Origin of the sequence: Bacillus sp. S10(2024) (genome assembly GCF_050473865.1) — a bacterium.
GTDB lineage: Bacteria > Bacillota > Bacilli > Bacillales > Bacillaceae_G > Bacillus_A.
The window spans coordinates 1,899,513-1,926,313 of sequence record NZ_JBFLUR010000002.1 but is presented as its reverse complement, the minus strand read 5'-3'; the positions used below and the strand labels follow the sequence as shown (position 1 = coordinate 1,926,313).

At 34.1% G+C, this 26,801-nt stretch carries 29 protein-coding genes; 26 read left to right on the top strand and 3 right to left on the bottom strand.

From position 1 onward, the window contains the following. Window positions 1-87: 87 nt before the first annotated feature. From AB1280_RS09860 to plsY, 10 genes are all read left to right on the top strand, one after another. Window positions 88-1,440: an MATE family efflux transporter gene (locus AB1280_RS09860; protein WP_429755724.1), complete on the top strand. Its 1,353-nt coding sequence runs from the start codon at window positions 88-90 to the stop codon at window positions 1,438-1,440. A gap of 163 nt (window positions 1,441-1,603) precedes the next feature. Continuing rightward, on the top strand, window positions 1,604-2,185 hold the full coding sequence (locus AB1280_RS09855) for a YdcF family protein (RefSeq protein ID WP_429755723.1): 582 nt from the start codon (window positions 1,604-1,606) through the stop codon (window positions 2,183-2,185). Between the two features lie 103 nt (window positions 2,186-2,288). Beyond that, window positions 2,289-2,606: a DUF4870 domain-containing protein gene (locus AB1280_RS09850; protein WP_272189290.1), complete on the top strand. Its 318-nt coding sequence runs from the start codon at window positions 2,289-2,291 to the stop codon at window positions 2,604-2,606. Between the two features lie 130 nt (window positions 2,607-2,736). Beyond that, window positions 2,737-3,471 (top strand): oxygen-insensitive NADPH nitroreductase, encoded by a 735-nt coding sequence (gene nfsA / locus AB1280_RS09845; protein WP_429757324.1) that lies wholly within the window; start codon window positions 2,737-2,739, stop codon window positions 3,469-3,471. Between the two features lie 167 nt (window positions 3,472-3,638). Beyond that, window positions 3,639-4,610 carry a metalloregulator ArsR/SmtB family transcription factor gene (locus AB1280_RS09840; RefSeq protein ID WP_429755722.1) on the top strand — a complete coding sequence of 324 codons (972 nt, stop codon included), beginning with the start codon at window positions 3,639-3,641 and terminating at the stop codon, window positions 4,608-4,610. Then, entirely contained in the window at window positions 4,601-5,410 is an 810-nt protein-coding gene (locus AB1280_RS09835) for an ABC transporter permease (protein WP_272189293.1), read from the top strand. The genes AB1280_RS09840 and AB1280_RS09835 overlap by 10 nt, the downstream gene beginning before the upstream one ends. 11 nt (window positions 5,411-5,421) lie before the next feature. Continuing rightward, entirely contained in the window at window positions 5,422-6,405 is a 984-nt protein-coding gene (locus AB1280_RS09830) for an ABC transporter ATP-binding protein (RefSeq protein WP_429755721.1), read from the top strand. Beyond that, window positions 6,402-7,205 carry an ABC transporter permease gene (locus AB1280_RS09825; RefSeq protein ID WP_429755720.1) on the top strand — a complete coding sequence of 268 codons (804 nt, stop codon included), beginning with the start codon at window positions 6,402-6,404 and terminating at the stop codon, window positions 7,203-7,205. The genes AB1280_RS09830 and AB1280_RS09825 overlap by 4 nt, the downstream gene beginning before the upstream one ends. Before the next feature lie 15 nt (window positions 7,206-7,220). Continuing rightward, entirely contained in the window at window positions 7,221-7,661 is a 441-nt protein-coding gene (locus AB1280_RS09820; protein ID WP_429755719.1) for an NUDIX hydrolase, read from the top strand. 432 nt (window positions 7,662-8,093) lie between these two features. Beyond that, complete coding sequence (gene plsY / locus AB1280_RS09815) at window positions 8,094-8,726, top strand: glycerol-3-phosphate 1-O-acyltransferase PlsY (RefSeq protein WP_429755718.1); 633 nt, start codon at window positions 8,094-8,096, stop codon at window positions 8,724-8,726. 430 nt (window positions 8,727-9,156) lie between these two features. Here the strand turns inward: plsY and AB1280_RS09810 are convergent, their stop codons facing one another. After that, entirely contained in the window at window positions 9,157-9,759 is a 603-nt protein-coding gene (locus AB1280_RS09810) for an HD domain-containing protein (protein ID WP_272189298.1), read from the bottom strand. A 435-nt stretch (window positions 9,760-10,194) separates the two neighbouring features. Here AB1280_RS09810 and AB1280_RS09805 point away from each other — a divergent pair, with 435 nt between their 5' ends. From AB1280_RS09805 to AB1280_RS09785, 5 genes are all read left to right on the top strand, one after another. Next, complete coding sequence (locus AB1280_RS09805) at window positions 10,195-10,563, top strand: response regulator (RefSeq protein ID WP_272189299.1); 369 nt, start codon at window positions 10,195-10,197, stop codon at window positions 10,561-10,563. A 156-nt stretch (window positions 10,564-10,719) separates the two neighbouring features. Then, window positions 10,720-12,654, top strand: coding sequence for a chemotaxis protein CheW (locus AB1280_RS09800; protein WP_429755717.1), 1,935 nt, complete (start codon window positions 10,720-10,722; stop codon window positions 12,652-12,654). Between the two features lie 343 nt (window positions 12,655-12,997). Then, entirely contained in the window at window positions 12,998-14,620 is a 1,623-nt protein-coding gene (locus AB1280_RS09795) for a flagellar motor switch protein (protein WP_429755716.1), read from the top strand. A 21-nt stretch (window positions 14,621-14,641) separates the two neighbouring features. Beyond that, window positions 14,642-15,868 carry a hypothetical protein gene (locus tag AB1280_RS09790; RefSeq protein ID WP_429755715.1) on the top strand — a complete coding sequence of 409 codons (1,227 nt, stop codon included), beginning with the start codon at window positions 14,642-14,644 and terminating at the stop codon, window positions 15,866-15,868. A gap of 98 nt (window positions 15,869-15,966) precedes the next feature. Then, complete coding sequence (locus AB1280_RS09785) at window positions 15,967-16,674, top strand: hypothetical protein (protein ID WP_429755714.1); 708 nt, start codon at window positions 15,967-15,969, stop codon at window positions 16,672-16,674. Between the two features lie 88 nt (window positions 16,675-16,762). On the opposite strand, the gene AB1280_RS09780 is transcribed toward AB1280_RS09785, so the two are convergent. After that, a complete protein-coding gene (locus tag AB1280_RS09780; RefSeq protein WP_429757323.1) occupies window positions 16,763-17,548 on the bottom strand; it encodes a CheR family methyltransferase in 786 nt (261 codons plus the stop codon). A 171-nt stretch (window positions 17,549-17,719) separates the two neighbouring features. Beyond that, window positions 17,720-18,217, bottom strand: coding sequence for a flagellar motor switch protein FliG (locus AB1280_RS09775; RefSeq protein WP_429755713.1), 498 nt, complete (start codon window positions 18,215-18,217; stop codon window positions 17,720-17,722). Between the two features lie 138 nt (window positions 18,218-18,355). Here AB1280_RS09775 and AB1280_RS09770 point away from each other — a divergent pair, with 138 nt between their 5' ends. From AB1280_RS09770 to fliF, 11 genes are all read left to right on the top strand, one after another. Further along, on the top strand, window positions 18,356-18,820 hold the full coding sequence (locus AB1280_RS09770; RefSeq protein ID WP_429755712.1) for a YaaR family protein: 465 nt from the start codon (window positions 18,356-18,358) through the stop codon (window positions 18,818-18,820). 15 nt (window positions 18,821-18,835) lie between these two features. After that, on the top strand, window positions 18,836-19,288 hold the full coding sequence (gene flgN / locus AB1280_RS09765) for a flagellar export chaperone FlgN (protein ID WP_272189306.1): 453 nt from the start codon (window positions 18,836-18,838) through the stop codon (window positions 19,286-19,288). A gap of 19 nt (window positions 19,289-19,307) precedes the next feature. Further along, the gene (gene flgK / locus AB1280_RS09760; RefSeq protein ID WP_429755711.1) at window positions 19,308-20,606 is read left to right on the top strand and encodes a flagellar hook-associated protein FlgK; all 1,299 of its coding nucleotides are present in this window, start codon (window positions 19,308-19,310) and stop codon (window positions 20,604-20,606) included. Window positions 20,607-20,908: 302 nt separating this feature from the next. After that, window positions 20,909-21,772, top strand: a complete 864-nt coding sequence (locus tag AB1280_RS09755; RefSeq protein WP_272189308.1) for a flagellar hook-associated protein 3 — start codon at window positions 20,909-20,911, stop codon at window positions 21,770-21,772. Window positions 21,773-21,792: 20 nt separating this feature from the next. Then, entirely contained in the window at window positions 21,793-23,130 is a 1,338-nt protein-coding gene (locus AB1280_RS09750; protein WP_272189309.1) for a flagellar hook-associated protein 2, read from the top strand. A 23-nt stretch (window positions 23,131-23,153) separates the two neighbouring features. Continuing rightward, window positions 23,154-23,522 (top strand): flagellar export chaperone FliS, encoded by a 369-nt coding sequence (fliS, locus tag AB1280_RS09745; protein ID WP_272189310.1) that lies wholly within the window; start codon window positions 23,154-23,156, stop codon window positions 23,520-23,522. Beyond that, window positions 23,512-23,784 (top strand): flagellar biosynthesis protein FlgG, encoded by a 273-nt coding sequence (locus AB1280_RS09740; protein ID WP_272189311.1) that lies wholly within the window; start codon window positions 23,512-23,514, stop codon window positions 23,782-23,784. Before fliS ends, AB1280_RS09740 begins: the two co-directional genes overlap by 11 nt. A gap of 277 nt (window positions 23,785-24,061) precedes the next feature. Further along, the gene (gene flgB / locus AB1280_RS09735; protein WP_272189312.1) at window positions 24,062-24,469 is read left to right on the top strand and encodes a flagellar basal body rod protein FlgB; all 408 of its coding nucleotides are present in this window, start codon (window positions 24,062-24,064) and stop codon (window positions 24,467-24,469) included. A gap of 17 nt (window positions 24,470-24,486) precedes the next feature. After that, window positions 24,487-24,900: a flagellar basal body rod protein FlgC gene (flgC, locus tag AB1280_RS09730; protein ID WP_429755710.1), complete on the top strand. Its 414-nt coding sequence runs from the start codon at window positions 24,487-24,489 to the stop codon at window positions 24,898-24,900. Between the two features lie 22 nt (window positions 24,901-24,922). Further along, window positions 24,923-25,219: a flagellar hook-basal body complex protein FliE gene (gene fliE / locus AB1280_RS09725; RefSeq protein WP_272189314.1), complete on the top strand. Its 297-nt coding sequence runs from the start codon at window positions 24,923-24,925 to the stop codon at window positions 25,217-25,219. Window positions 25,220-25,242: 23 nt separating this feature from the next. Then, window positions 25,243-26,796, top strand: a complete 1,554-nt coding sequence (fliF, locus tag AB1280_RS09720; RefSeq protein WP_429755709.1) for a flagellar basal-body MS-ring/collar protein FliF — start codon at window positions 25,243-25,245, stop codon at window positions 26,794-26,796. Window positions 26,797-26,801 lie beyond the last annotated feature (5 nt).

Below are 26,801 nucleotides of genomic sequence, written 5' to 3'. Positions count from 1 at the left end.
CAAAATATATTTTTTACTTCTCTCTTGACCTTAAAGTTACTTGAAGGTTTACAATGTGAACAGAGAGTCGTAAAGGAGAATTTTGTAATGGAAACAACTGAGCATTTAAGAGAAAAACCGGTTAAAAGTTTATTTATTTCTTATTTGATTCCGGCTGTACTTGGAATGGTACTGATGTCGGTGAATATTATGATTGATGCAGTTATGGTGAGCCGTGGTGTGGGAGCGAATGGATTGGCAGGCGTAAACGTTGCTGTTCCCGCATTTTCTATCTTTTTCTCTATCTCGTTATGGATCGGGATGGGCGGAGCTACATTGTATTCTATCGCTTTAGGAGAAAATAAAATAGAGCGAGCGCGTTCTATTTTCACACAATCTATGACGGTAGCTGTTGCGATTGTTGCTATGTTAATGATTGTTTGTTTATGGAAAATAGAAGACATAGCATACTTGTTTGGTGCAAATGATGTGATTTTACCGTATTCATTAGATTATTTACATGTATTATTCACCTTTGGAGTTATTTATGTATTAGAAAATATTATGAGTACATTTATACGAAATGATGGAAATCCAAATTTAGCCATGGCAGGTCTTATTGTCACAGCATTGTTAAACATTGTATTTAATTATATTTTTATCTTTATTCTAGGCTGGGGAGTAACAGGATCAGCATCTGCAACTATTTTATCTGCAGCAATTGGTTTTCTTGTGCTACTAAGTCATTTCTTTAGAAAAAACAGTATTTTAAAATGGACGAAACTCCATTTAGAATGGGGAACTGTAAAGCAAATTATGATTATTGGTTTTCCGAGTTTCACGACAGAGGCTACAGTAGCGATTGTAACGATTGGATTTAATGTCACTTTTATTCAATATGCTGGTGAACAAGGCGTTGCATCATATGCTATAGTAAACAGTATTCATGCTATGACGTTACTTTTATTCTTTGGCGTTGGGGCAGCACTGCAACCTATTGCGAGCTTCCACTATGGTGCAAACTTAACGGAAAGATTGAAACAAGGGCTGCAACTTGCGGTAAAAACAGCGGTTGTACTTGGTATTATCGCAACACTTATTGGTTTGTTTTTTGGGAAAAATCTTATCGGTTTATTTAACGTTCAATCTGAAGAATTATTAAATATGACGGTAATTGGAATTAGTTTATTCTTCACGCAATACGTATTTTTAGGTTATAACATCGTATATGGAGAATATTTTCAATCTGTAAGACAAACAAAAAAATCTGTTTTTATTATTTTAAGTCGCGGGTTGTTACTTATTATCCCTCTTCTATGGATGATGCCAAAATTATTTGGGGTAAATGGAATATGGCTTGTAATGCCTGTTGCGGAACTATTAACAGCGTGTGCTGTATTTATGATGAATCATTTCTCACATCCAGTTTCTATGCGGATGTTGGAAGAAAAACATATATAATGATGAAGTCCCCTTAATATGTTAAGGGGATTTTTTTTCTATACGAATTAATACAAATATTACCTTTTAAGGATAAATTATTGCGAATTGGAAAATAAAACTATACAAGTAATTGGAAGAATATTATGATGGAAAAAATGGCGAAACAGGAGAATTCATAGGAATGTTAAAAAGAAAGAGATTCAAAAAGTATTGCTTTATTTTCATTATCATTGCAGCAGTTTATATGAGTATTTTACAATATGTTATTTATAAGCATGGTCACATGGAAACGCCGAATGATGCAGATTATATGATTGTACTTGGTGCTCGTGTGAAAGGGACAGAGCCTTCTTATGCTTTGCAATATCGTATTGATAAAGCAGCAGAATATTTAATAACACATCCACAAACAACTGCTATTGTATCTGGTGGTAAAGGAAAAGGAGAGGACATTTCCGAAGCTTTGGTCATGAAACGCGGATTGGTAGAACAGGGAATACAAGAAGAACGAATTATAATGGAAGATCGTTCTTCGAATACAGATGAGAACATAAAATTTTCAAAACTTCTTATTCCAGCAAATAAGAAAAAAGGAATCATTGTAACGAATGATTTTCATATGTACCGCGCGAAAAAAATTGCCGAAAAACAAGGATTGCAGCTAGAGGGATTGTCTGCAAGAACACCAAAGCCTATCATCATTCAATCTAATTTTAGAGAGTATGTAGCAATTACGAAGTATTGGCTTATGAACCAAATATAATGTGAAATCTTACAAAAGTGTAATTCAGATGAAAGGTAAAGCGATAGTTTCTAAAGTTTTGAAGTGCAATAATGAGAGTAACAAAACTTTAGAGGTGAATCGTATGAAAGGCAATCATATTTTATCTGCATTATGTTACTTTAGTATTTTCTTTGCACCATTGTTACTTCCAATTATCGTCTACTTTATAGCAGAGGATGACGTAAAATACCATGCGAAAAAAGCATTGTGGACACATGTAATTCCATATGTAGTTCTATTTGGAGGTCTTAGTCTTTCTGGTGTGTTTGGTCTAAGTATGGGAGAATCAACAGTGGTAGGAATCGCTATTATTGCAACGTATGCAATCTTTGCAGTGGTAGGAATTTATTATTTCGTTTGGAATATTGTTAAAGGTGTAAAGATATTGAAAGCAGCATAATGTTTAGGAAAGGACCAATCAATTGCGATTGGTTCTTTTTCATGTATCATTTTGTTTTAAGCATATCGTTTGTCTGTGTACAAAAAATATGGTAATTATTGAGTATTCGGACTATAGGGGGTAGGAAATGATGAATGAAATGATACATACAATGGAACAACACGTATCAGTACGGAAGTATAAGAAAGAGCCAATTCCAAAGAATATAATCGAAAGAATGATTGGAGCGGCACAACATGCGGCATCATCACATTTTGTGCAAGCCTATTCAGTTGTATATGTAACAGATGAAGCATTGAAAGAGCAATTAGCAGAGCTTTCTGGAAATCGCCACGTGAAAAATTGCGGAGCATTCTTTGTTTGCTGCGCAGATTTAAAGCGGTTAGAAGTTGCATGTGAGAAGCATGGAACAGAAATTAAATCTCATACTACAGAAAATTTCATTGTGGCAACGGTAGATGTTTCCCTCTTTGCTCAAAATTTAGCGCTTGCAGCGGAATCTCTCGGATATGGTATTTGTTACATTGGAGGAATCCGTAATAATCCAGAACAAGTAAGTGAATTACTACATTTGCCAGATAACGTGTACCCAGTTTTTGGAATGACAGTTGGTGTACCAGATGAAAAGCATGGCGTGAAACCTCGACTACCAGTGGGAGCTATCCTACATGAAAACACATATGATGAGAACAAATATAACGAATTATTAGATGAATATGATCATACGACCAATGAATATTATAAGGAAAGATTAACAAATCAAAAGGATGTGACATGGACAGGATCAATGAGCAAGTTTATGTCACAGGAGAAGCGATTGCATATGAAAGAGTTTTTGGTTAAAAAGGGATTTGATCAAAAATAATGTAGAAAAAGCAAATCTGTTTAGACAGGTTTGCTTTTTTTGTTTGTAAAATAAAAATATTTCCAATTTTCGATTGACGATTGATTCCTATACTGCTAATATACTGAATAATTTTGCAAAATTATAAAACTGATTCGATAAATACCGAATCAAAGGAAGGAGACCATATGGTACACATTACATCTTGGTTTGAACGACATGTCAAAGTTGTTTATTCACCATTTCGCGAAATGTTATTAAGTCTGCACGTTTTATCTAATCCAGCACATCATGTGAAGCGACTACGGTGGGCAGAAAATTTATTGAGTATGATGAATGAAAATGAAAAGGAATTACTGCATGAAATTAATAGGAAAAGTGATGATTGGCTTCGATTTATCGACTGGTGTTCAGAGTTTCCAGTTGAAGTGTATGTAGAAGAAGGGATTGAAAGATTACGAGCTACAGATGAAAAAGCATTTCAAAGTTTTTTTCCAGATTTAGAGAAAGAAATGATTTGTAATTTTTTATACGAATACCATCAATGTTATTTCGCAAGGGAGCTTTTTCGAATTGAACCTTGGCTCCAGCAATCCGTACATGATTTGAAAGAAATGATAAAACAAAATCCATTATTGCTTTCTAAGAAGTTACATCCGAGGTTTTTAATTGAAGGGAAGCAAATCACATTTTTTAAGGCACGTACATGGCAGTATCGTTTTGAAGATTTATCTGCGCTCACATTTTATCCATCAACTTTTATCGCACCGCACTTGCTAATGGATAACTTCATTTCTACTCATATAAAAGTGTATTATGAAATCGAAATTGCTTCATCCTATCCAGATGAAGTACCAAAGGATTTATTGCGAATTTTACAAGCGATATCAGATGAAACACGTTTAAAAATGTTGCGAGATTTATCATTTCAATCGTTTTGTACGCAGCAATTAACAGAGAGGTATAACCTTACGAAATCAACTGTTTCGAATCATTTAAAAATACTTGAAGCAACTGAATTAGTACAAAAAGAAAGAAAAGGCTATTACGTATTTTATCAAACAAATCGTGAAAAGTTGGAACAAATTCGAGTGGATTTAGATCAATTTATGGATTTTCCAGCCTTTCATAAAACAGAGGAGGAAAAACCGTGTGGCTAACGTTTTGGGCTACATTTCGCCGTGATTTTTATACGATGCAGAGAGCATATCCATGGGCATTTTTTCTTGGGCATATTTTAAGTGGTATTTATATTGTGTTGTTTTCTTATTTAACATACCATTTTATGTTCCAAGGAAAATTAAATGATAGCTTTATGAAACTAGGAAAAACAGATGATTATCTTTCCTACGTTATATTAGGTGCTGTTTTTTATTCGTTTGCCGTTTCTTTATTAATGATTGTGAGTCGAACGTTAATTACAGAATTACGTGAGGGAACGCTAGATGTACTGTTGTTAACTCCATCATCGCGGCAAGGATATTTTTTAGGAGCAGCTGTGCAAGGAATGCTTCGAGTTGGACTTGAATTTATTGCGATTTTTATGTTTGGTTTGTTGTTTGGATTGCAATTTCGTGAAATGAATATCGCTGCTGTATCACTGTTATTACTTATTTTCTTTTTTTCAATTTTTGCGCAAGCATTGGTGCTTGGAGCTTTCATGCTTTATTTTCGAGATACATATTTAACGCAAAACACGTTGTTTATTTTTATGAGTCTTGTTAGCGGAGTATTTTTTCCGGTAGGCTATCTTCCGGCGTTTTTACAGACTATAAGTTTGTTCATGCCATTATCACATGGCCTATCAGCATTTCGATTATGTATGATCGAGGGCGGGAATGTAACTGCTATACAATCTGATCTTATGTGGTTATTGGGATTAGGGGTTGTTTACTTTGTAATTGGTGTGATGGCCATAAAACGAATGGAAAAGTATGTTATTGAAAAATATTTTGCATAGGGGAGATTTGGATGATACGGGCGAAACAGCTTGTGAAACGCTATGAATTAAAAGAAAAAATAGGTTTTTTTCGCAAAAAAAGAAAAATAATTGAGGCAGTGAACGGGTTAGATTTAACGATTGAGAAAGGAGAAATTGTCGGTTTGTTAGGTGTGAATGGTGCTGGAAAAACAACAACCATTAAAATGTTAGCTACGCTTCTTGAACCGACTTCAGGTGTCATTGAAATTGATGGAACAGATAGTACAAAGCAGGATATTCTTGTGAAGAAAAAAATTAATATGATTGCTGGTGGGGAGCGTATGCTATATTGGCGCTTAACAGGGGCAGAAAATTTACAGTATTTTGGAAGTCTGTATGGCTTAAAAGGAGCAGAATTAGAAGAGCGCATTCATTTTCTTTTGAAGCAAGTGGAGCTAGAAGAAGTTGCTAATACACCTGTTGAACGCTATTCAAAGGGAATGAAACAGCGCTTACAAATTGCAAGAGGCCTCATCAATGATCCAGATTATTTATTTCTTGATGAGCCGACATTAGGATTAGATGCACCAGTAGCGAAAAAACTAAGAGAAATGGTTTATAAATTAGCGAAAGAACAGAATAAAGGAATCTTATTAACAAGTCACTATCTTGAAGAAGTAGAAGCGCTTTGCGATCGTCTTTATATTATTGAAAAAGGAAGTCTTCTTTATGAAGGAACGCCTCAAGAAATTATACAATCTATCGTACGTGAGCATCATTTAGAAATTGTGATTTCTGTATTATCAAATGAATTAACGGAACAATTGGAGCGTTCTTTCGGAAAAAGAGAAATAAAGTTTGTAAAGGAACATATGGGGGATGGACTGCGCTATGAACTCACAGCATCTTTCGATATGACTACGGTAGTTTTATCGTTATTAGCAAAACATCAAATTAGCATACTACAATTAGAAACACATAAAGCGAGATTAGAAGATGCAATCTTGCAAATTGCAAATGGGGTGAGCGCGTGAATATATTTTTTGCAGAGTGGAAGAAGAGTCATCGTAATCATTTTCATAGCAAAATGGTCTATTTCTCTTTATTCATTTGGCCTGTATTATTATTTGCGACTGCTTATTTTTCGGTGAAACCATTTGATACATCAAATAGTAGTCCACTGGCAAAATGGATGGATCCAAAGCAAATTAGCTTTTTTCTCATTACAGGTTATATCGGCTATGTTTTCTTTTGGAGTCTTGTTCAATCAGCATGGCAAATGTCATGGGAACGTCAAAATGGGACACTAGAGCTCATTTTTTTAACACCTGTATCACGCGTATGGATGATGTATTGCCGGGCGGGAGCAAATTTAATAGAAGGTGTATGGATGTTTACCGTTTTCTCTATACTCATTGTCTTATTTCTTGATGATGTGAAGGTACCACCAGTTGAAAATATTGCACTTGCTTTTATTGTGTTATGTATTTCAGCAGTTGTATGGGGAGGGATATTGAACACTATCTTTTTATTTTCAAGGGATGCGAGCATTCTCTTTACAATTTTAGAAGAACCAATGCAGTTTTTTGCTGGTGTCCGTATTCCTGTTGTTGTGTTGCCTTTATGGGGAAAAATAATGGCAGCATTGTTTCCATTAACATATGTACTGCAAATATTTCGCGCGCTATTGATGGAGGGAGAGAGTGTTATAGATTTATTCCCAAACTTATGCTTGTTATTTAGTATGTTAGCCTTGTTGGTAGTTATATCTTATTTGCTCGTTCGGAAGGCAGAAAAGCATGCAAAACGAACAGGGAATATGGTTTTGTTTTAAGAGGAGGGAGAAATAATGGAGGTTTTTCAAGGTGCAGCAGCATTATGTAAAAACGAAGATGGAAATTTATTAATGGTACTACAAGGACGACCAGATGTAAAAGAAGAGGAATTAAAATGGTCTATTCCATCTGGTGGGAAATTTGAAAATGAAACATTTGAACAGTGCTGTATTCGTGAAGTAAAAGAAGAAACGGGATATGATGTACAAATCATTCAAAAGGTACATGAAAAAATTGGTGACAGCAATGGGTATAACGTTCATATTGTGTACTATGAAGTAGAAGTGATTGGCGGAAAAGCAGAAATATGTAATCCGGACGGTTTAATTCATGAAATTAGTTGGAAAAGTTTGAGTGAAATAGAAGGAATCCATTTATCTTTTCCAGAGGATAAAGGGTTGTTTCATCAATTTGTTTTAGGGTACCGTCAACAAAACGAGAATTTCGTACGCTAAGGAATTTTTAAGGAAAAAAACTTGGTTTCACCGTACGTTAAGAAGGTTTCATAAACGATATTTTGCATTTGATAGGGGACTTTGTTTTTAGTACTGAGCTTTGGTACTGATTTTTGACCGTATTTCAGTTAGTTTTATTAGAATCCAGTGAAGTTCCTTAAACGTTCGTTTTCGGTTCTTTCTTCATAGGGATAAATTGGATATTTATGTTAATAAAGAAGTGAGATTGTAAAGAATTGTACTTAAACTAAAGGTCAGTTTTGTGGAAAAGGATATTGTTCAATGCAATAGAATAAATATGGTAGATGCCCTTTTAACATGAATAAAAAAGGTAAAAGTTCATTGGAAATCTTTCTGGAGGAAGACAATGCTAAAACTCTGTATTGGTAGAGAAATAAAAGAAAATTAGAATAAATTGAAGGGAGAAGAGTGATGATTGATATTTTAAAGATTTTTGCGGCCTTAGCTTTGGGCTACCTTTTAGGCAGCCTGAATACAGCGGTGATTGTAGGGAAAATATACGGCAAGGACATAAGAAGCCATGGAAGCAAAAACGCTGGGCTTACGAATACTCTGAGGATACTTGGGAAGTCTGCTGCGGTGTTTGTTCTTGCGGGAGATATATTAAAAGGGATAATTTCCTGTTTTATAGGATTGTTCCTTAGTGTTTACTTTTATTCGGGAGAGGCTAAAGATTGCGTAAGTCTTTTAGCGGCAGGTGCAGGAGCGGTTATAGGGCATAACTGGCCGGTATATTTTGGGTTTAAAGGGGGCAAGGGAGCACTTACAGCAGTGGCTGTGCTGTTTATGGTTGACTGGGTTATGGCTCTTTTATGTCTTGGCTTTTTTGTAATAATAGTAGCTTTAACCCGTTATGTTTCTTTAGGTACAATATGTGCTACAATGCTTGTTGCGGCTATTTCATTTATTCCTGTTTTTGAGAATACCTTATATTTTTATATATTTGCGTGCCTAATGGCGTTTATAGTTATTTTCAGGCATATGGAAAATATACAAAGGCTGCTTTCAGGAACAGAAAATAAACTTATTTTTTCACGGTGTTGAGCATGTCGTCCAAATAGAAAAAATTTGGAGTTAGTTAACTGTTTAAAACAGAAGGTCATATGAAAACAAACAAAGCCCATGTGCTCTCTGACAAAGAACTTCGCAACCTTTAGATGGTTCTTCTGGAAATGCTTTTGAAAATTGATTGGGTTTGCAAAAAAACGGCATAAGCTGTCGGGGGCGTTAGTTTAATATGACATTATTTGGAGATGGTGGAACTGTTAAACAATAAGGCTATATAGAAAACCTGATTCTTTTGCCTAGTATAGAGAAATCAGGGTTTTAATTTCGCGAAAATATCTTAGCGTACAAAATTTGGCGGGACCCCATAATGAAAGAAGAGAATAGTAATATAGAAGAAATCGCATGAAAAATGTTCATGCGGTTTCTTCTATAAAATATATGTGTGGTATCTTTAAAGTATAAACTGTTACTGCTTACAAGCCTCAACATCGATCCCAGCAGCAATTAATTTTTGTTCTCCATCTTTTTCAATAATCTTTTGCAACTTTGATAAGAAGGAATCAAAATCTGTATGCTGGGAAACTTGGAATGTCATTTTATGTTCAATAGGAAGCCACGTGTCGATGTCTGCTTCATTGTGCTGAATTTTTACTTCTAGCTTATCTAAAGCATTTGCAACTTTTGCTTCATAAGTTTCTTTTTCTTCAAACTCCATCCATAGTCCATATAATTCTTCCCCAAGCGGGCCTGAGAGTGTATGTTTAATATTTAGGATTGCTTCTAGTTCTTTTTCTTGTTTTTTTCGTCGTAATTCTTCACTATTCATCGTATCGAATGCAGGGATATCACCAGCTTCAGCTTCGACTAGATCGTGGATAATTACCATTTTAAGTAATTTTTCTATGTCTACCTTTTTATCTAAATAAGGATGAACGAGGATAGCCATGAGTGACATACGCCATGTATGCTCTGCTACACTCTCTTGACGACCGTTAGAAAGCCAGCTGTGCCGCATTTCATATTTTAGCTTTTCTGCTAGTGCAATCACTTTTAAGATATTATATTCCATATAAATTCCCCTCCATATATTTTAATCTTAATACGAAAGTAGAATGTGTCAAATTTATAATTATATTGGGATAAATAGATAAAAGGAATATAGTTAGGCAGAATAAGTATTTGTACGTCTAGAAAAATTGATTCAATTGCTAGAAGCGGTCTATGACATTCTATCATCGTGTTTAGCTGCAATTAGTTATTAGAAATGATTCTTTAGACAATTTGAGAAAATTATCTTATTAAAATATAAAAAAGATATTTTGTAATTATTTGGAAGTAAATGTAATTTTATTGCATTTTTTTGTTCGGTTTTAAAAAAAAATAATAAAAAATGCATGTATTCTTAAAAAAATATTTAAATTTTACTGCTATCTTATTGTATAATAAAAAATGTTAACGTTAAATATTAAGATATTCTTATACATAGAAGGAGAGAATTAGAACGATGGCACATAAGATTTTAGTTGTAGATGATGCAATGTTTATGAGAACAATGATTAAGAATTTATTAAAAAGCAGCGCGGATTTTGAAGTGATTGGCGAAGCTGAAAATGGAATTGAAGCAATTCAAAAGTTTAAAGAGTTGCAACCAGACATTGTAACACTCGATATTACAATGCCAGAAATGGATGGATTGGAAGCATTACAGGAAATTATAAAAATTGATGCGAGTGCAAAAGTTGTCATTTGTTCCGCAATGGGACAGCAAGGTATGGTGTTAGACGCGATTAAAAATGGAGCAAAAGATTTTATTGTAAAACCTTTCCAAGCAGATCGTGTAATAGAAGCATTAACAAAAGTAGCAACAAATTAACATAAATAATAACTGGAGGCACCAACTAGAACATAAGGGATTGTATATGTAATAAAAAAGGGTGTCTCCTTTTTGTATCCTTTCTATTAGTTTATGAAACATCAAATTAACATACTTGAATTATAGGTTTTCAGGACGGACAGGTAGGGGATTGATATGCAAACAGACTTATTAAGTATTTTTTTCGAAGAGTCAGAAGAACATTTGCAAGCATTAAATGAAAATGTACTCACATTAGAACAAAGCCCAGGAGACACGGAAGTTGTTGGAGAGATTTTTCGATCTGCGCATACATTTAAAGGGATGTCTGCTAGTATGGGATTTACAGAGATGGCGGATTTAACACATAAAATGGAAAATGTATTAGATGAAATTCGTCATGGTAATATCGCTGTAAATGCAGATATTATCGATGTGATTTTTGAATGTATTGACAATTTAGAGAAAATGGTCGCAGATGTGCAACAAGGTGGCATGGGGAATATAGATGTTACGAGTACAAAACAAAAATTAGAAGCACTGCTTCATGCTGAACAATCAGCAGAATTAACGGATAACGACCTAGAGCAACAATTTGATAATGAGGCACCTTACGTTGTACATATTTCTATTCAGGAACAGGCAATGCTAAAGGCCGTACGCGCAATCATGTGTATTGAAGCATTAAATAACATTGGAGAAGTTACAAAAACAGTTCCAGCGGTAGAAGACATTGAAGCAGACTCATTTGATTTTGAATTTCATGTCCATATAGAAACAGATTGCAGTGAAGAAGAAATTAAGCAAGCTGTACTTCATGTATCTGAAGTTGAAAAAGTAGAAGTAAAGAAAATAAAGAACAATCAAGCAGTTGAGCATAAGGTGGAAGTTTTACAACAAGTATCAGTAAAGGAACCTTCTAAGCCACAAGCCAAAAATAAGAGTACGAAGGTTGAAAATCGTTCAATTCGTGTACAACTTGAAAAAATTGAACGGTTAATGAATATGTTCGAAGAAAGTGTTATTGAACGAGGAAGAATCGATGAATTAGCGGAAGCGATTCAAAATAAAGAGTTAATCGAGCATTTAAACCGATTAGGGGATATTTCAAAAGATATTCAAAATGTTTTATTAAATATGCGAATGGTTCCAATTGAAACAGTCTTTAATCGTTTTCCACGTATGGTACGTATGGTTGCAAAAGAGCTTGGGAAGAAAATTGATTTACAGATTACGGGGGAAGATACAGAAGTAGATAAAATTGTTATTGATGAAATTGGAGATCCGCTTGTACATATCATCCGTAATGCAATCGATCATGGCATCGAAACTGTTGATGTAAGACGTAATGCCGGGAAAAGCGAAACAGGCACAATTAAATTAGAGGCGTTTCATAGCGGCAATCATGTTGTCATTCAAATCACTGATGATGGTAATGGTATTAATAAAGGAAGAGTACTGAAAAAAGCGATTCAAAATGGTGTTATTACAGAAGCGGAAGCAAATAAGTTAACAGATCGTGAAATATATGAACTTATTCTTGCACCTGGATTTAGTACAGCAGAAGTTATTTCTGATCTATCTGGCCGCGGGGTAGGATTAGATGTTGTGAAACATACAATTAATAGTTTAGGTGGACATGTAATTATTGAATCAGAAGAAGGGAAAGGAAGTAAGTTTCGCATCGAGCTTCCGTTAACGCTTTCTATTATTCAATCCATGCTTGTTCAGACAAATGAAACGCGCTATGCTTTACCACTTGGTAACATTGTTGAAGCAATCCGGATTAGAAAAGAAGATATTCAAACATTGAAAGAAAAAGATGTTTTAAATTATCGTAATCAAATTATAGAAGTAAAGCATTTAAGTGTTATTTTCGGTGAGAAGACGTTGGAAGATGCATTGGCTACAGAGGGACAAATGGTGCCAGTTTTAATTGTTCGTAATTCGCATCGTAGTTACGGGTTAATTGTAAATACGATTATTGGTCAAAGGGAAATTGTATTAAAATCACTCGGGGACTTTTTCGCTGATAGTGTAACATATTTTTCTGGTGCAACGATTCTCGGTGATGGACGAGTAGTCCTCATTTTAAATCCAGAAGGTTTATAACACGAACAAACTCCTCAATATATATGGTTGAGGAGTTTTAGATTATCAGATAGAGGACAGAGAGTTCTTTACAGTAATATTAGTAGAGAATATAGATGGTGAACTATAGACAATAAAGTTCAAATAGATTGGATTAAATATTAGCGGGGATGATGCCCCCTCCCGTTAATGAAAATGTTACGTGATAATTAATAGTTATTTTTATAATAAATCTGTTAAAATGTATGAAGTATAGTTGTTTTCTTTTATAATTTTGTATTTAATTTTTATATAAACATTAAAATATTGAAATAAAAAAATGAAATGATGATATAGAGAAAGATTGATATAAGGGGGATAACCAATGTCTGAACAACATAGACAAGGAGACGGTGATACACTTGTACACGAGAAAAATAATTCGCAATTATTAACACAACAAGAATGTGATATTCTCGGAGAAATTGCAAACATATCATTTGGCTCAGCTTCTACAATATTGTCGACGTTATTAAATCGCCAAGTTAGTATTACGACTCCAAGCATTGAAGTAGTAGATTTGTATGATACAAGCGAGGTTGAAGTTCCGCATGTCGTATTAAATATCCATTTTACAAAAGGGCTTGAAATGGAAAATTTACTTGTTATTAAGCAAGATGTTGCGTTAGCAATTGCTGATTTAATGATGATGGGGACGGGCGAAGTTGAAGATGGAAAAGAACTGTCTGAATTAGAATTAAGTGCTGTTAAAGAAGCGATGAATCAAATGATGGGGTTTGCAGCAACTTCGATGTCCGAATTTTTCCAAGATGTTGTAGATATGTCTCCACCGACAATTCAACTTGTTACACTTATAGAAGAAATGGAGAAAATGAATTCTATAGATGATAATAATAGCGGTGCGATTATCAAAGTATCATTTGATTTAAAAATTGATGATTTAGTAAATTCGAAGCTTGTACAGATTGTCTCAATAGACAGTGCAAAGAAAATGATAGACAAGCTTATGCAATTATCGGGAAATGAAGAAGAAAAAGAGGCTCCGGCAGCAGAAGTATTAACACAAGAAGAGAAAGATGTGCTTGGGGAAATTGCTAATATATCAATAGGTTCAGCTTCTACTGTTTTATCGACCTTGCTGAATCAACCTGTAAATATTAGTACACCAAATGTGGAAATGATTAATATTCGCCAGTATGAAGATGTACCAATTCCGTTTGTTATTTTAAATGTAGACTTCGTTGAAGGATTACAACATGAAAATATATTTGTATTTTCAAAAGAGGTTGCTTTAACGATGGTAGATTTAATGATGATGGGAACTGGTGAAATTGATCCAGAGCAAGAATTAACTGAATTGGAATTAAGCGGTGTGAAAGAAATTATGAACCAAATGATGGGGCATGCAGCGACAGCGATGTCCGAAATGTTCACAGAGAAAATGGATATTTCACCGCCAACAGTTAAATTTGTTACTCTTCACGAAGAAATGGAGAATAGGGGTACAGCAAGTAAAATGGATGAAATCGTCCAAATTACGTTTCAACTTGAAATTGGCAATTTAGTACATTCGAAATTGTATCAAATTTTGTCAATACCTGAAGCAAAGGAAATGGTAAAACGATTACTTCCGCCAGTAGAAGAGGAAGTAATCGAAGTGAAGCAAGAAGAGGTGTCTTTAATAAAAGAAGAGCCTAAGGTACAGTCTGTACAGCTGCAAGAAGTTTCTACTAATACAAATGTTCAAGCTAACACACATATAGAATCGAATATATTACAAAATGTAGAAGTGAATATGAAGTTTATATTTGGTAATACGATGAAAACGATTGAAGAGATTTTAAATCTACAAGAAAATGAAACGGTGCTACTAGATGAAAATATTGAGGAGCCAATCCAAATTTATGTAAATGATGTGTTAATAGCTTACGGAGAACTTGTAAATGTGGACGGTTTCTTTGGAGTGAAGGTAATCAAAGAGCTGTAATTCATCATGTAGGAGTTTGAAATGAAAAATATAAGGTGTTTTCTCAGCGTCTGGATCGTTTTACAGCTACTTATATTCTTTCCTATGCATAACAGAGCAGAAACAACTGAGAGTTCTTCTGCTGCGAAACAAGAAAAGGATGAAAAAGTAGAAGAATATAGTGTGAACACAGAGGTAGGACGTGTTACTGTAAATCCAACAAAAGTTGTTGTTGGACAAACTGTGCATATCACTATCAATCAGAAAGAATTAAGTGATCAAAATAAAGAATTAAGTAACTCAAAATTATTAGGGTGGCTTCGGTTGTCCAAAACAGAACAACAATACGAACAAGAACGACAGTTATCTTTTTCATATGATGCAGAGATGAAAAAGTGGGATGCGGATTATACAGTTACTCCGTATGATTTAGAAGGAACTTGGCAACTTGATGTCCTAATGAGTAGTGATGGTGAACCTATAGAACAAAAAATAGATCTTATGCAGATTGAAAATAAAGAACCTCTGCCTGATAAAGAAGGATCAAAGGTGGAGGACATTATCGTTTTGGATCATGCAGAGGGCACAATTGAAATGAAGAATGGTGAACCGCTGATCATTCGTGTTAAGGCAAAAGATGTGGAATCCTCAGTTAAACAAACTGTAGTTCGAATAGAGGGAGAAGATGCTAATTTTACTTTTCCACTTCAATATGAGAAAAAAGAAGACAGTTGGATAGGAAAGTATGAATTTACTGAGACGATACCGACTGGTACGTACAAAATTATGATTGAACTAGTTGATGCAGCTGGAAATAAAAGCGTAACAGAAAGTAATTATGTAGTTTCAGCGGTAGCAGAAACTGCGAAACAAGAAGAAACTGCGAAACAAGAAGAAACTGCGAAACAAGAAGAAACTGCGAAACAAGAAGAAACTATGAAACAAGAAGAAACCGATTCGCAAAAAGAAGAACCGAAAGAGCAAAAGCCGCAAGAAGAAACCTTTTCGCGAGAGGCAGTTATTACAATAACAGAACCTTCAAAGCAAAAGCCGCAGGATATTAATTTTGATCAAGTGGTAGAGGCGAAAGAGAAATCAAAAGTGGCGCATAATAAAGAAGCAGCCGAGAAAAAGAAAGAACATGCTGAGGGAAAAAAAGAAGAAAAGAATTCAACGAATGGAGTACATCCGTCGGATTTATTTGCTATTATATCTGGAGGATTTTTATTGTTTTTTATATTAAAAGGTAATAAAGAGTGGGGTTCATAACATGAAACGAACATCAGTAAGATTTTTTAGTTTTTACTGATGTTCGTTTTCATGAAATGTAAAAAAAAGCTGGAATGCTATAAAAAGGAGGCGTGTGTATGGAAATCAATCGAGTTACAATAGGAAAAAAAACGCTTGAACCATTACAACAGCCTTCCAATTTCGATAAAAAGGAAATAACTATAGAAAAACAAAAAAATGCAATTTCTTTTGCTATTGATCATCATATTGTTACAAAAGGAGAACAGATTGGAATTATATTATCAAATGTTCATGATGGAGAAGTTGCCGTGCATACGATTTTAAATGAATTAAAGTCAGTCTTACAATTGTTGCAGCAACTCCCAAACTTATTAGAGGAGAAAAATGGACAAAATGAGCAAATGTATCAAGAAATATTAAAAAACGTGCAGGAGCTTGTGAAAAATATACATGTTCGGCAAATTCCTTTATTAGATGGAACCTACGATTTTATTGAACTGCCAGTCTCTTTTCTGCAGCACGGAAAACAAATGATGATACCTTTACTAGATGTGGTTGCGCTTACTCATATGCTAGGGCAAGATTTTTCTAAAATAGAGATGGTTATTCAAACGATAACAACTTATATGGCAAAAGTCTCGAATGATAGTGTATCACATGCAGTTACGCAGGAACGTGATGTTGGTACGTTGCGGGCATTAGCTGAAATGAGTATGACGCAGTTATCGCAACAGATGAAACAATTAGTGAAGGAACATAAATGGCCGATTGCGATCTTTTTTCTACTCATTTGTGTGATTTGTATATATGTAGTACAGAGGTAAAATTGGAACCAATAGAAAAGGTCGCTTTCATCATGAATGGCGACCTTTTCCATTGGTTTTTCTTATGCTAATTGTGGGCAGTTTCACTTTATATTTTTTCATAGAAAAAGGTATCAAAACGCTGTAAGTGATAGCGTTCAGGAGTTAAAATTTGTTCTGTACTACCAACAAATAATACGCCGCCTTTCTTTAAAGAACGACTGAATTTCTCATAAATTTGTGCGCGTGCTTCCTCTGTAAAATAAATCATAACGTTCCGGCAAATAATTAAGTCGAAATTTGTCTCGAATGATTGTAACAATAAGTCATGCTGCTTAAATGAAATTGGTTGTTTAATATCTGGTTGAATGTGATATACTTCGTCTTTTTTTGTAAAGTATGCTTGTTTTATATCGCTAGATACTTCTTTTAAAGAACGATCATAATATGTGCCGCATTTTGCTTTTTCTAAAATGTTTGGATCGAGATCGGTAGCCAGAATTTCAAAGCGATATTTTGATAAAATTTGTGAAAGAATAATAGATAACGTATAGGGTTCTTCACCGGCTGCACAGGCGGCACTCCACATTTTTAATTTCCCGTTATTTTGCTGAATGAGTTTTGGCAATACTTTTGTCGCAAGAGCATCCCATCTTTCACGATTTCGGTAAAATTCAGAAACGTTAATTGTTAAATGATCAATAAACATAGCGAATAGGTGGGGATTACTTTGTAGTTCACGAATGAATTGAGAGTAGTTTTCGTGACCTCTTCGCAAAATGAAAGAATCGATTCTTCTTTTCATCCTATCTTGTTTATATAATGAAATATCGATATTGAAATATTGCTTAAATTGTGTAATAAAATAGGTATAGTCCTGTTCTAGTAGAGTCATGGTATAAGCACAATCTTTTCTATTGTGCACCCTCCTTTTTTGATATTCAAAGGTAAATAGAGTGTGTTTAGTAAAACCTTCTATCAATTCTTCTGATAGAAGGTTTATTTAAAAAGAATTTATAAACGTTAAAGATGGTTAGCTCCAGTATTTCATTTTTGAGCACTAGAATTACATCATGCGCATTTTTTGTTCGAAATTTTTTCTGGATTGCTCATTTTCGAGACCGGGTAAATCAAAAATAACAGCATTTGTTCCGGCTTCTTTTGCAACATCCACTGGAATGACTGACGTATGTTTATCGCCATTATAGAAACAAAGTACTAAATCTGTTTCTTCAATGATTTGCTTTACGAAAAACTTATACTCCGAACGATAAATTGATTCACTTGGATGATTAAAAGAAGAAAATCGCGCTCCTTGTACTTTCAAATACGCCACAATGTCTTGGAATTCATCTGATAACAAATGTAATGGTTGTAATGTGTATAGCGATAAATTAGGAGCAAGACGCTCGTTTTCAACAAAAAATCGAAGTACTTCATTTTCAATAGATTTATAGCATAGTACATAGATCTGATGTTTATAAGCATATTCAGATAAGAAGTTTTTTATTTCTGCTTGATCTAAATTTGTTAATTGATTGGAACCACAAAGAAATATATTCATAAAAATCTGCCACCTCATCGTAAATTGTAACATATCTTCCGAAAAAAATAACTGCAAATTATCGTTTAACAGAGTATAATTATGAATAGATAGATTTTACGATGTAAATAATGATAAAAATTTAAATAGGTGATAAATATGTTACGTTTTGTACCAAACAATCTGGCTTTATCGCATATGCCAACTCCTGTACCAATTCAAAAGGAAGCAAAGGGGCAGTTCGGTCCTTCTTTTCTGAATAACTTACATGCTGATCCGAAAAAAGAAAAATTACTTGAGGAAATGGGGGTATTTGTCGATAATATTGGTGAAATAAAAGAAAAAATTGAACAGGAACTAACGTTGGATAACATTATGGAATATAAAAGTACAGTAAAGTCATTTTTGAATTTCTATGTCGATAATTTAATGCAGTATAAAGATGTATTAGCACGTCATCCACGTTATGGTTATTCGCAAAAAATGACGGTTGTAAAACAGGTCGAAAATGAATTAAATGACTTAGAAGACATTATGAATTTAGTAAACACAAAGACTGGACATTTAGAAATATTAAACCAAATTGGAGAAATTCATGGTTTAATTGTTAATTTAGTGTTGTAAGAAGGAGGTGATACTATGTACACAAACTTATATGAACAGCTTGTGAAAATTAAGGATGTATATGAAAATATTGGTATGCTTGGAGACCAAATTTTTGAGTGCTTACAGCAGAAAAAAATAGAAAACGTACAATCCTTACATGTGAAACAGCTTCAGTATATTGAGCAAGCAAAACAGTTATCACTTTATTTTCAAGAAACAGTAGAGAATTATTGTAAAGAAAAAGGCGCAAGCTCAATAAGAGTCCGTTCTTTATTTTCCTATTTTTCAGAAGAGGAAATTAGTAAAATAGAAGAATTACAAAAAACAGTGGCATTCATAGAAGAGAATATAAAAACGATGCTTTTAAAAAATCAATATTACTTAAACGTATTATTAAAAATTACAGAAGGTATTGTGGATTCCGTTTCCGAATTTAACATCGAGAAGAATCAAAATTCGCAAATTTTTATGAATGAGTTATTGTAGATAAGGGAGAAGTGAAAAAATGAGATTAACTGATTATAATACTTCGTTGTCGGGAATGTTAGCGGCACAAGTAGGAATACAAACAACTAAGCAAAACCTTTCTAACATACATTCACCAGGTTATGTTCGACAAGTTGTGAATTATAGCGCTATTGGGGGCAGTCAAGGTTATACACCTGAACAACGGATTGGTTATGGTGTAAGGACTGTAAGTGTAGATCGTGTAACAGATGAAGTGAAGACACAGCAATATAATCAACAATCATCACAAGTATCTTATTACTCATATATGAATTCAACTTTATCACAGGTCGAAACAATGGTAGGTTCTACAAATGAAAATTCATTATCAAGTTTAATGGATAATTTTTTTAATGGATTTCGAGAAGTCGCGAAAAATCCTGATCAACCTAATTATTACAACACGTTAATTGCCGAAACAAATAAATTTACCAATCAACTAAATCGTCTTGCCAAAAATTTCGAACAAGCAGAATCACAAGTAGGAACAGATGCATTGCAACATGTAAAGGAATTTAATCGATTACAGAGCAGTTTAGCAGAGGCAAATAAAAAAATTGGTCAAGCGGGAGAGCATGCCCCAAATCAATTGCTTGATGAACGAGACCGAATTATTTCAGAGATGTCGCAATATGCGAATGTTGAAGTGTCATACGAATCTACTAATCCGAATATCGCGAGTGTTAGAATTGATGGGATGTTAATTGTGAGTGGACAAGATACGAATCCATTGCAAGTAAATACAATGAATAACAATATATCTGTTTTAATTTCCGGAAAAGAAATGCAGTTTCAAGGTGGTACAATTCAAGCAGCTATTGATGCAAAGAATACAATCGCAGGATATCAAGATCACTTAAATAAACTAATGGGTTCTTTAAAAGACAAAGTAAATACTGTAATGAATAAAGATTTCTTTGTTGGAACGAATGCGAAAGATATGCACTTGAATCCAGACTTTGAAAAAGATATTTCCAAAATGAAAATTTCTGTTGATACTGCAAATCAACTTGCAGGAGTAGGAGATATGCAGTATGCTGACGGACTTACGCACAAGCAGTCGCTAGATAAAATGGTTGTTCAAGTTGCAACAGATACGAATGCATCGGGAGACTATAAAACGATTCATGAAGATTTATTAAATGGAATTGAGCAAGAAAAAACAAGTTTAGAAGGCGTTAATATGGATGAAGAGATGGTCAATTTGATGACTTATCAAAAATATTTCGTTGCGAATTCAAAGGCAATTAACACGATGAACGAAGTATTTGATAGTTTGTTTTCAATTATAAGATAGATAAAACTCTATCCACCATGATTAAACATCGCTTACATATGAGTTAAAAAACTGACAGAAAACCTTCTTTTTTTAGGTGGACGAGAGCATCTGACTGCGCATAGAAGCGCTCAGGGTGTTTTCCTGCCACATGCAAAGTTTAAAACAAAAGGAGAAAGCAAGTAGCGGTCATGTTTTGCTCTATGTATCGGCGACTTATAGGAAGAAAGAAGAATATTTAAATATCATGGTGAATAGAAGTAATATACCTTAAACGAATAGAATAGTTACTGTTTGTTTAAGAAAATAGAAAGGGAGATTTTATGAGAGTAGCAACATTTCAAAATGCGAACTGGGCAAAGGACCAATTAATGCGGTTAAGTACGCAGCAAGTGTATCATCGTAATCAGGTGACATCTGGTAAGAAAAACATTCACATGAGTGAAGACCCGCTTGCTGCAAGTAAATCATTTGCAATTAACCATTCTTTAGCAAACATTGAGCAAATGAAAAAAGATTTAACAGACTCTAAAAATGTCTTAACGCAAACGGAAAGTACTTTAAAAGGTGTTTATAAATCTTTATCACGAATAAATGAACTTACCGTTCAGGCGTTAAATGGAACAAATGGACCGAACGAGTTGAAAGCAATTGGAGCAGAAGTAGATCAAATATTGAAACAAGTTGTGTATTTAGCAAACACAAAAGAAGAAGGCCGTTACATATTTGGTGGTGAAGGTGCACAGCAGCCGCCATTTGCTGACGATGGTACTTACCAAGGTGGAGCAAATGATGTTACATGGACATTGAATGATGGATACGAGGTGAAAGTATTTCGAAATGGAAAAGACTTATTCACACCAACAATTCAAACGTTAGTGAAAATGAAAGATGCAATGCTAAGTGGTGATCAAAAGGCGTTAGAACCATTAATGCAGCAAAATAAAGATAACTTAGGTAACGTGTTAAATCGTACGACAGAAGTTGGTTCGACAATGAATACATTAGATGCATTTAACGACATTTTAAATGAACAAAATATGGCACTACAAGAAAATAAAAAAGAAATTGAAGATGTTGACTTAGCAGCCGCTATTTCTGACTTATCATATATTAACGCAACGTATGAAGCAACATTAAAAGCTGTAAGTACAATGAGTAAAATAAGTATTTTAGATTATATGTAAAAAATGAGGAGTGAGAGAGAATGGCAGGAACAATTACAGGTATTGGTGGAGGTCAACAAATTTGGAATTTAGGTGATAACTTAATTGATACGTCACAATTAGTACAACTTGAATTGCAAACATTAGAAATGAGGAAAACGCCTTATAATAACCAAAAAAAACCATTAGCAGATGAAAGAGATGTGTATAGTAGTTTAAAAACACAATTTAAACCATTTGTTCAAACTTTTAAAGACTTAGCAGCTTTTAAGGGAAACCAAAAAAATGTGAATTTATCACAAGATGGATATGTGAGTATCCAAGCAAACGAATCCGCTATTACAGGAACGTTTAATATCGAAGTAAAACAATTAGCAGAACGTCATCAAATTGCAAGTGGGACAATTGCTGATCTTAATGCGAAAATTGGCGTAGATGAAACGATTAAAATTAACGGAAAAGAAATGCAACTTACAGTTGATATGACATATAAAGATATGATTAATAAAATAAATAATGGGGGTTATGGTGTATCAGCTTATACACTTGGAGATAAAATTTTTGTATCTTCAACAAAAGAAGGTACAAGTGGGGCGATTACACTAGAAGATGGGGCAAATAATTTTCTGAAAAACAGTGGGTTTTTGATAACAAAAGTAGATGGTACGACGGCAATGAACGAAATAAACCCTGCGAAAAATTCGATATATACTATTAATGGTATAGAAGAAACGAGTGAATCTAATACAGTAGACAAGCTTCCAGGTGTAACAATTCATTTAGAAAAAGTAACTCCATTAAATCAGCCTATTAAATTTACGGTGGAAGATTCTAATATAAAAGACTCTGCAGATATAATAAAAAAAATGGTATCAGATTATAATAAAACTGTTTCTACAATGGATTTGTATGGTGGAAAAGGAGGTTCACTTCAAGGACAAACTATTATGCAAACGATTCGACAAGCGATGAATGACGCGGTGACGTTTGCGAAAGATGGAAAGTACTTATTCTCGTTTGGTATTGAAATGAATAAAGATGGTACGATGAAAGTTGATGAGACAAAATTAACACAAGCTTTAAAAGAAGATTCAGAAGCAGCAAAACAATTTTTCTTTGGAGCAGATGGAATCGGGAAACAAATGGAAGCTAAGCTCGACAAAATATTTGGTGATCAAGGTATAATTGGAGATCATGTAAAAGTGCTTGATGAGCAAATCACTAAATTAGACCGAAAAATTCAAGATATTGATTTACAAAATAAGCAAAAACAAGAATCGATTGTTGATAAATATTCAAAATTAGAACAGCAACTATCTATGCTGAATTATCAATTAAAATCTATCCAAGCAATGACGAAACAAAAGAATGAGGATTAAAGGAAATAGAAGGAGTTAATAGTATGCAAGCGTGGCAAAGATATATGCAAAATGACATTATGACGAGTAATCCAATTAAAAATACAATCTTTATTTATGAAAGATGTATTGTTGAGTTTCGTAAAGCAGAAGGATTACTAAATGATTTTCATTTTCAAGAAGCAGATGAAGTATTAGATAAATTAGAACGTATTTTTGATGAATTAAAGTTGCAGTTAAATCCGGACATTAGTAAAGATTTATATGACAACTTATATTCATTATATGACTGGATTAGTAAGCAAATTCAAACAATGCAGATAGCACGTGAAGCAAAAAATACAGACGCGGTTGTTCAAGTACTACAAGATTTAATTGAAGGATACCGCGGGGCGCTAGAAAATGAACAGTGAAGCATATAATAAATTTGTAAGTTCTTTTAACGATACATATGAAGTCATTGTGTCAGAAGAGGAATTAAACGTGAGAATGAAAGAGTTTAATACATGGTTTATTACATTAGATAAGGCGATGCGTCTTCAAGTAGCAAATGAAGTAACTCCACTTATTACCAAGGCGGCAGAACAAATTCACTATAAACAGTGTACTTTGGAAGAAATGATTTTGGTAAACGATGGAAGAATGAAAGCAAATTCATACTACGGCAAGTATTAAGATTTTCATATATAAAGGAGAAGCGATCGTATTCGGAAGGATCATCGCTTTTTCTTTTGTTTTCTTTCAAAAGGTACTTAATTTTATAAAAAAATTCGTATTAAAAGAATATAGCGTGAAAGAAATGTTCATTTTTTTTATTTTTTTTTATTTTTTTAAAGACAATATTGTGAAAATGACATAAAATATTAAAAGATACTTAATAAAGCGGTATTTAAATAAATAGATGTATATTAAATCTAAATATAAAAATGAATCGATGGAAGAGGGTGGAAGTATGCCAGATTTTATTAGTAGTGTGGGTCATTATATGAATTATTTAGTGACAAAGCGAAATGCCGTTTCAAATAATATTTCAAATGCGAATACGCCTGGATTTAAAGCGCAAGAAGTTGATTTTTCTGAGCAGCTTACAGGTAGTAATGAATTGTATAAAAAAAATGAACTAGATTTGCAAACAAATAGCCAAATGTATCAAACGAATCCAATGCACTTACCGCTAGCAAATGAATCGAATACATATGCAAAAATTAGAACAAATACTTTATCTGATAAAGAAGATGGAAATAGTGTTGATATGACGAAAGAAATGATTGATCTTGTGAAAACGAATCAGCTATATGGCATATCTATTAATGCGATTAATACGGAATATGCAATTAATCAAGCAGCTAGAGGACGTTAAAGAAAGAGGGGAAATACATGTTTCAGGCAATTAATGCTAGTGGATCTGGATTGACAGCAGCAAAGAAATGGATGGAAGTTACTTCTGATAACATCGTGAACGCAAATACGACGAATGGACCTAATGGAGGCCCGTATCATCGTCGCAGTGTTGTGTTAGAACAAAATAATAGTTTTGCAAGTATGCTGCAAAAAGAACCGGATACAGGGGTGAAAATATCTTCTATTGAGACGGATCCAAATGAGAACCTTGTTTATGATCCTTCGCATCCACAGGCAAATGCAGAGGGGTATGTACGCTATCCCAATATTGATTTGACAGCCGAAATGACAAACGTAATGGTTGCACAAAAAATGTATGAAGCAAATACAAGTGTACTTAATGCGAATAAAAAAATGCTTGATAAAGATTTAGAAATCGGAAAAGGTTAAGAGACAGAAAGGAAGCGGGAATATGAAAATTCAGCCACTTGTTAATACGCAGCCATTTAGCGGGATTCAATCGCTGGCAGCACCGAAAAATTCTTCTACACCAGTGGAGGGGAAAAAGTTTATTAATTTATTGGAAGAAATGAATCAAACACAAAATAATGCCCAAACGGCAGTATACGATTTACTTACAAAAGGTGTAGGGGATACACATGAAGTGCTTATTCAACAAAAAAAGGCAGAATCACAAATGAAAACAGCAGCTGTTGTTCGAGATAATCTTATTGAAAATTATAAACAGCTTATGAGTATGCAAATTTAGAGATATGGACGGATGTGTGTGAAATGGAAAAAATAAAAAGCCTTTTCCAGTCGTTAAAAATGTGGCATAAGATGGTGATTGGAGCCGCTCTTTTGGCCATTGTTACAGCTGGATTGCTATATTACACTTTGCCTGATAAGTATGTTGTTGTTTATCAAAATTTAAGCGATAAAGATAAACAGGACATTACTGTTGAATTATCAAAGCTAGGAGTTGACTATAAGCTAAATCAAGACGGATCGATTGGTGTTTTAAAGAAAGATGCCACAATGATTCGAAAAGAAATGACAGGAATGGGTTTACCGTTCAACTCAAAAAGCGGGGAAGATATTTTGCTTGAAAGTTCTCTAGGTTCTAGTGAGCAAGACAAAAAGATGAAGCAGCTTGTTGGAACAAAGAAGCAATTAGAGCAGGATATTGTAAGGAACTTTGCGACAATTGAAAGTGCTAATGTCCAAATTACTTTGCCAGAAAAAGAAACAATTTTTGATGAAGCGAAGGAAAAAGGGACAGCAGCTGTGACAATTGGTGTGAAAAGAGGACAAACATTAACAGAAGACCAAATTATGGGCATTCAATCTATGATTAGCGCTGCTGTTCCAGGTGTGAAAGCGGAAGAAGTGAGCGTGATTGATAGCCAAAAAGGCATTATATCAAAAGGTGCAAGTGAATCAAAAAATATGGGTTCATCTTCTTATGAAAAAGAACTAGAATTACAACAAAAAATTGAAGATAGATTAAAGCAAGACATTGATTCAACATTAACGTCTATGTTTAAGTTAGATGAATTTAAAGTCAATGCAAAAGTAGCTGTAAACTATGACGAAGTCACAAGACAATCTGAAAAATACGGAGATAAAGGTGTACTTCGCAGTAAACAAGATCAACAAGAGAAATCAACAGCACAAGAAGGCGCAGCACAACAAAGTGCAGGAATTACAGCAAATGGTCAAGTTCCAAATTACGGAACGACGAATCCGCAAAATGGAAAAGTTGTGTATGATCAAAATAGTGGAAATAAAATTGAAAACTATGAAATTGATAAAACGGTTGAAACAGTTAAGAAACACCCAGAATTAACAAAAACGAATATCGTAGTTTGGGTAGATAACAAAACATTAACACAGCGAAACATTGATATTAATGCTTTTAAACAAGCAATTGGCACAGCGGCAGGACTGCAGGCGGATCAAAATGGAAACTTTGCAAATGGCCAAGTTAATATCGTAACTGTACAATTTGATGAACCGAAGAAAACAGAAGCAAAACCTGAACCAGAAAGTAGCTTCAATTGGTGGATCATTGGAGGCGTTGCAGTTGGCCTATTATTAGTAGGCGGTGTTTTATGGTATTTCTTAGCGAAGCGCAAGAAAAAACAGGAAGAACAGTTTATTCCAGAATTTGATCCGGAAATAAGCGAAGAAGCTGCGACAGTTGAAGAGGATGTGTTGTTTGATCAAGAGATAGAAGAACCAGAATCGAAAGGAACATCTTTAGATCAAGAAGTACAACAAGTGACAAGAGAACATACTGAAGGTACTGCAAAAGTTATTAAAAAATGGTTAAACGGACAGTGAGGGAC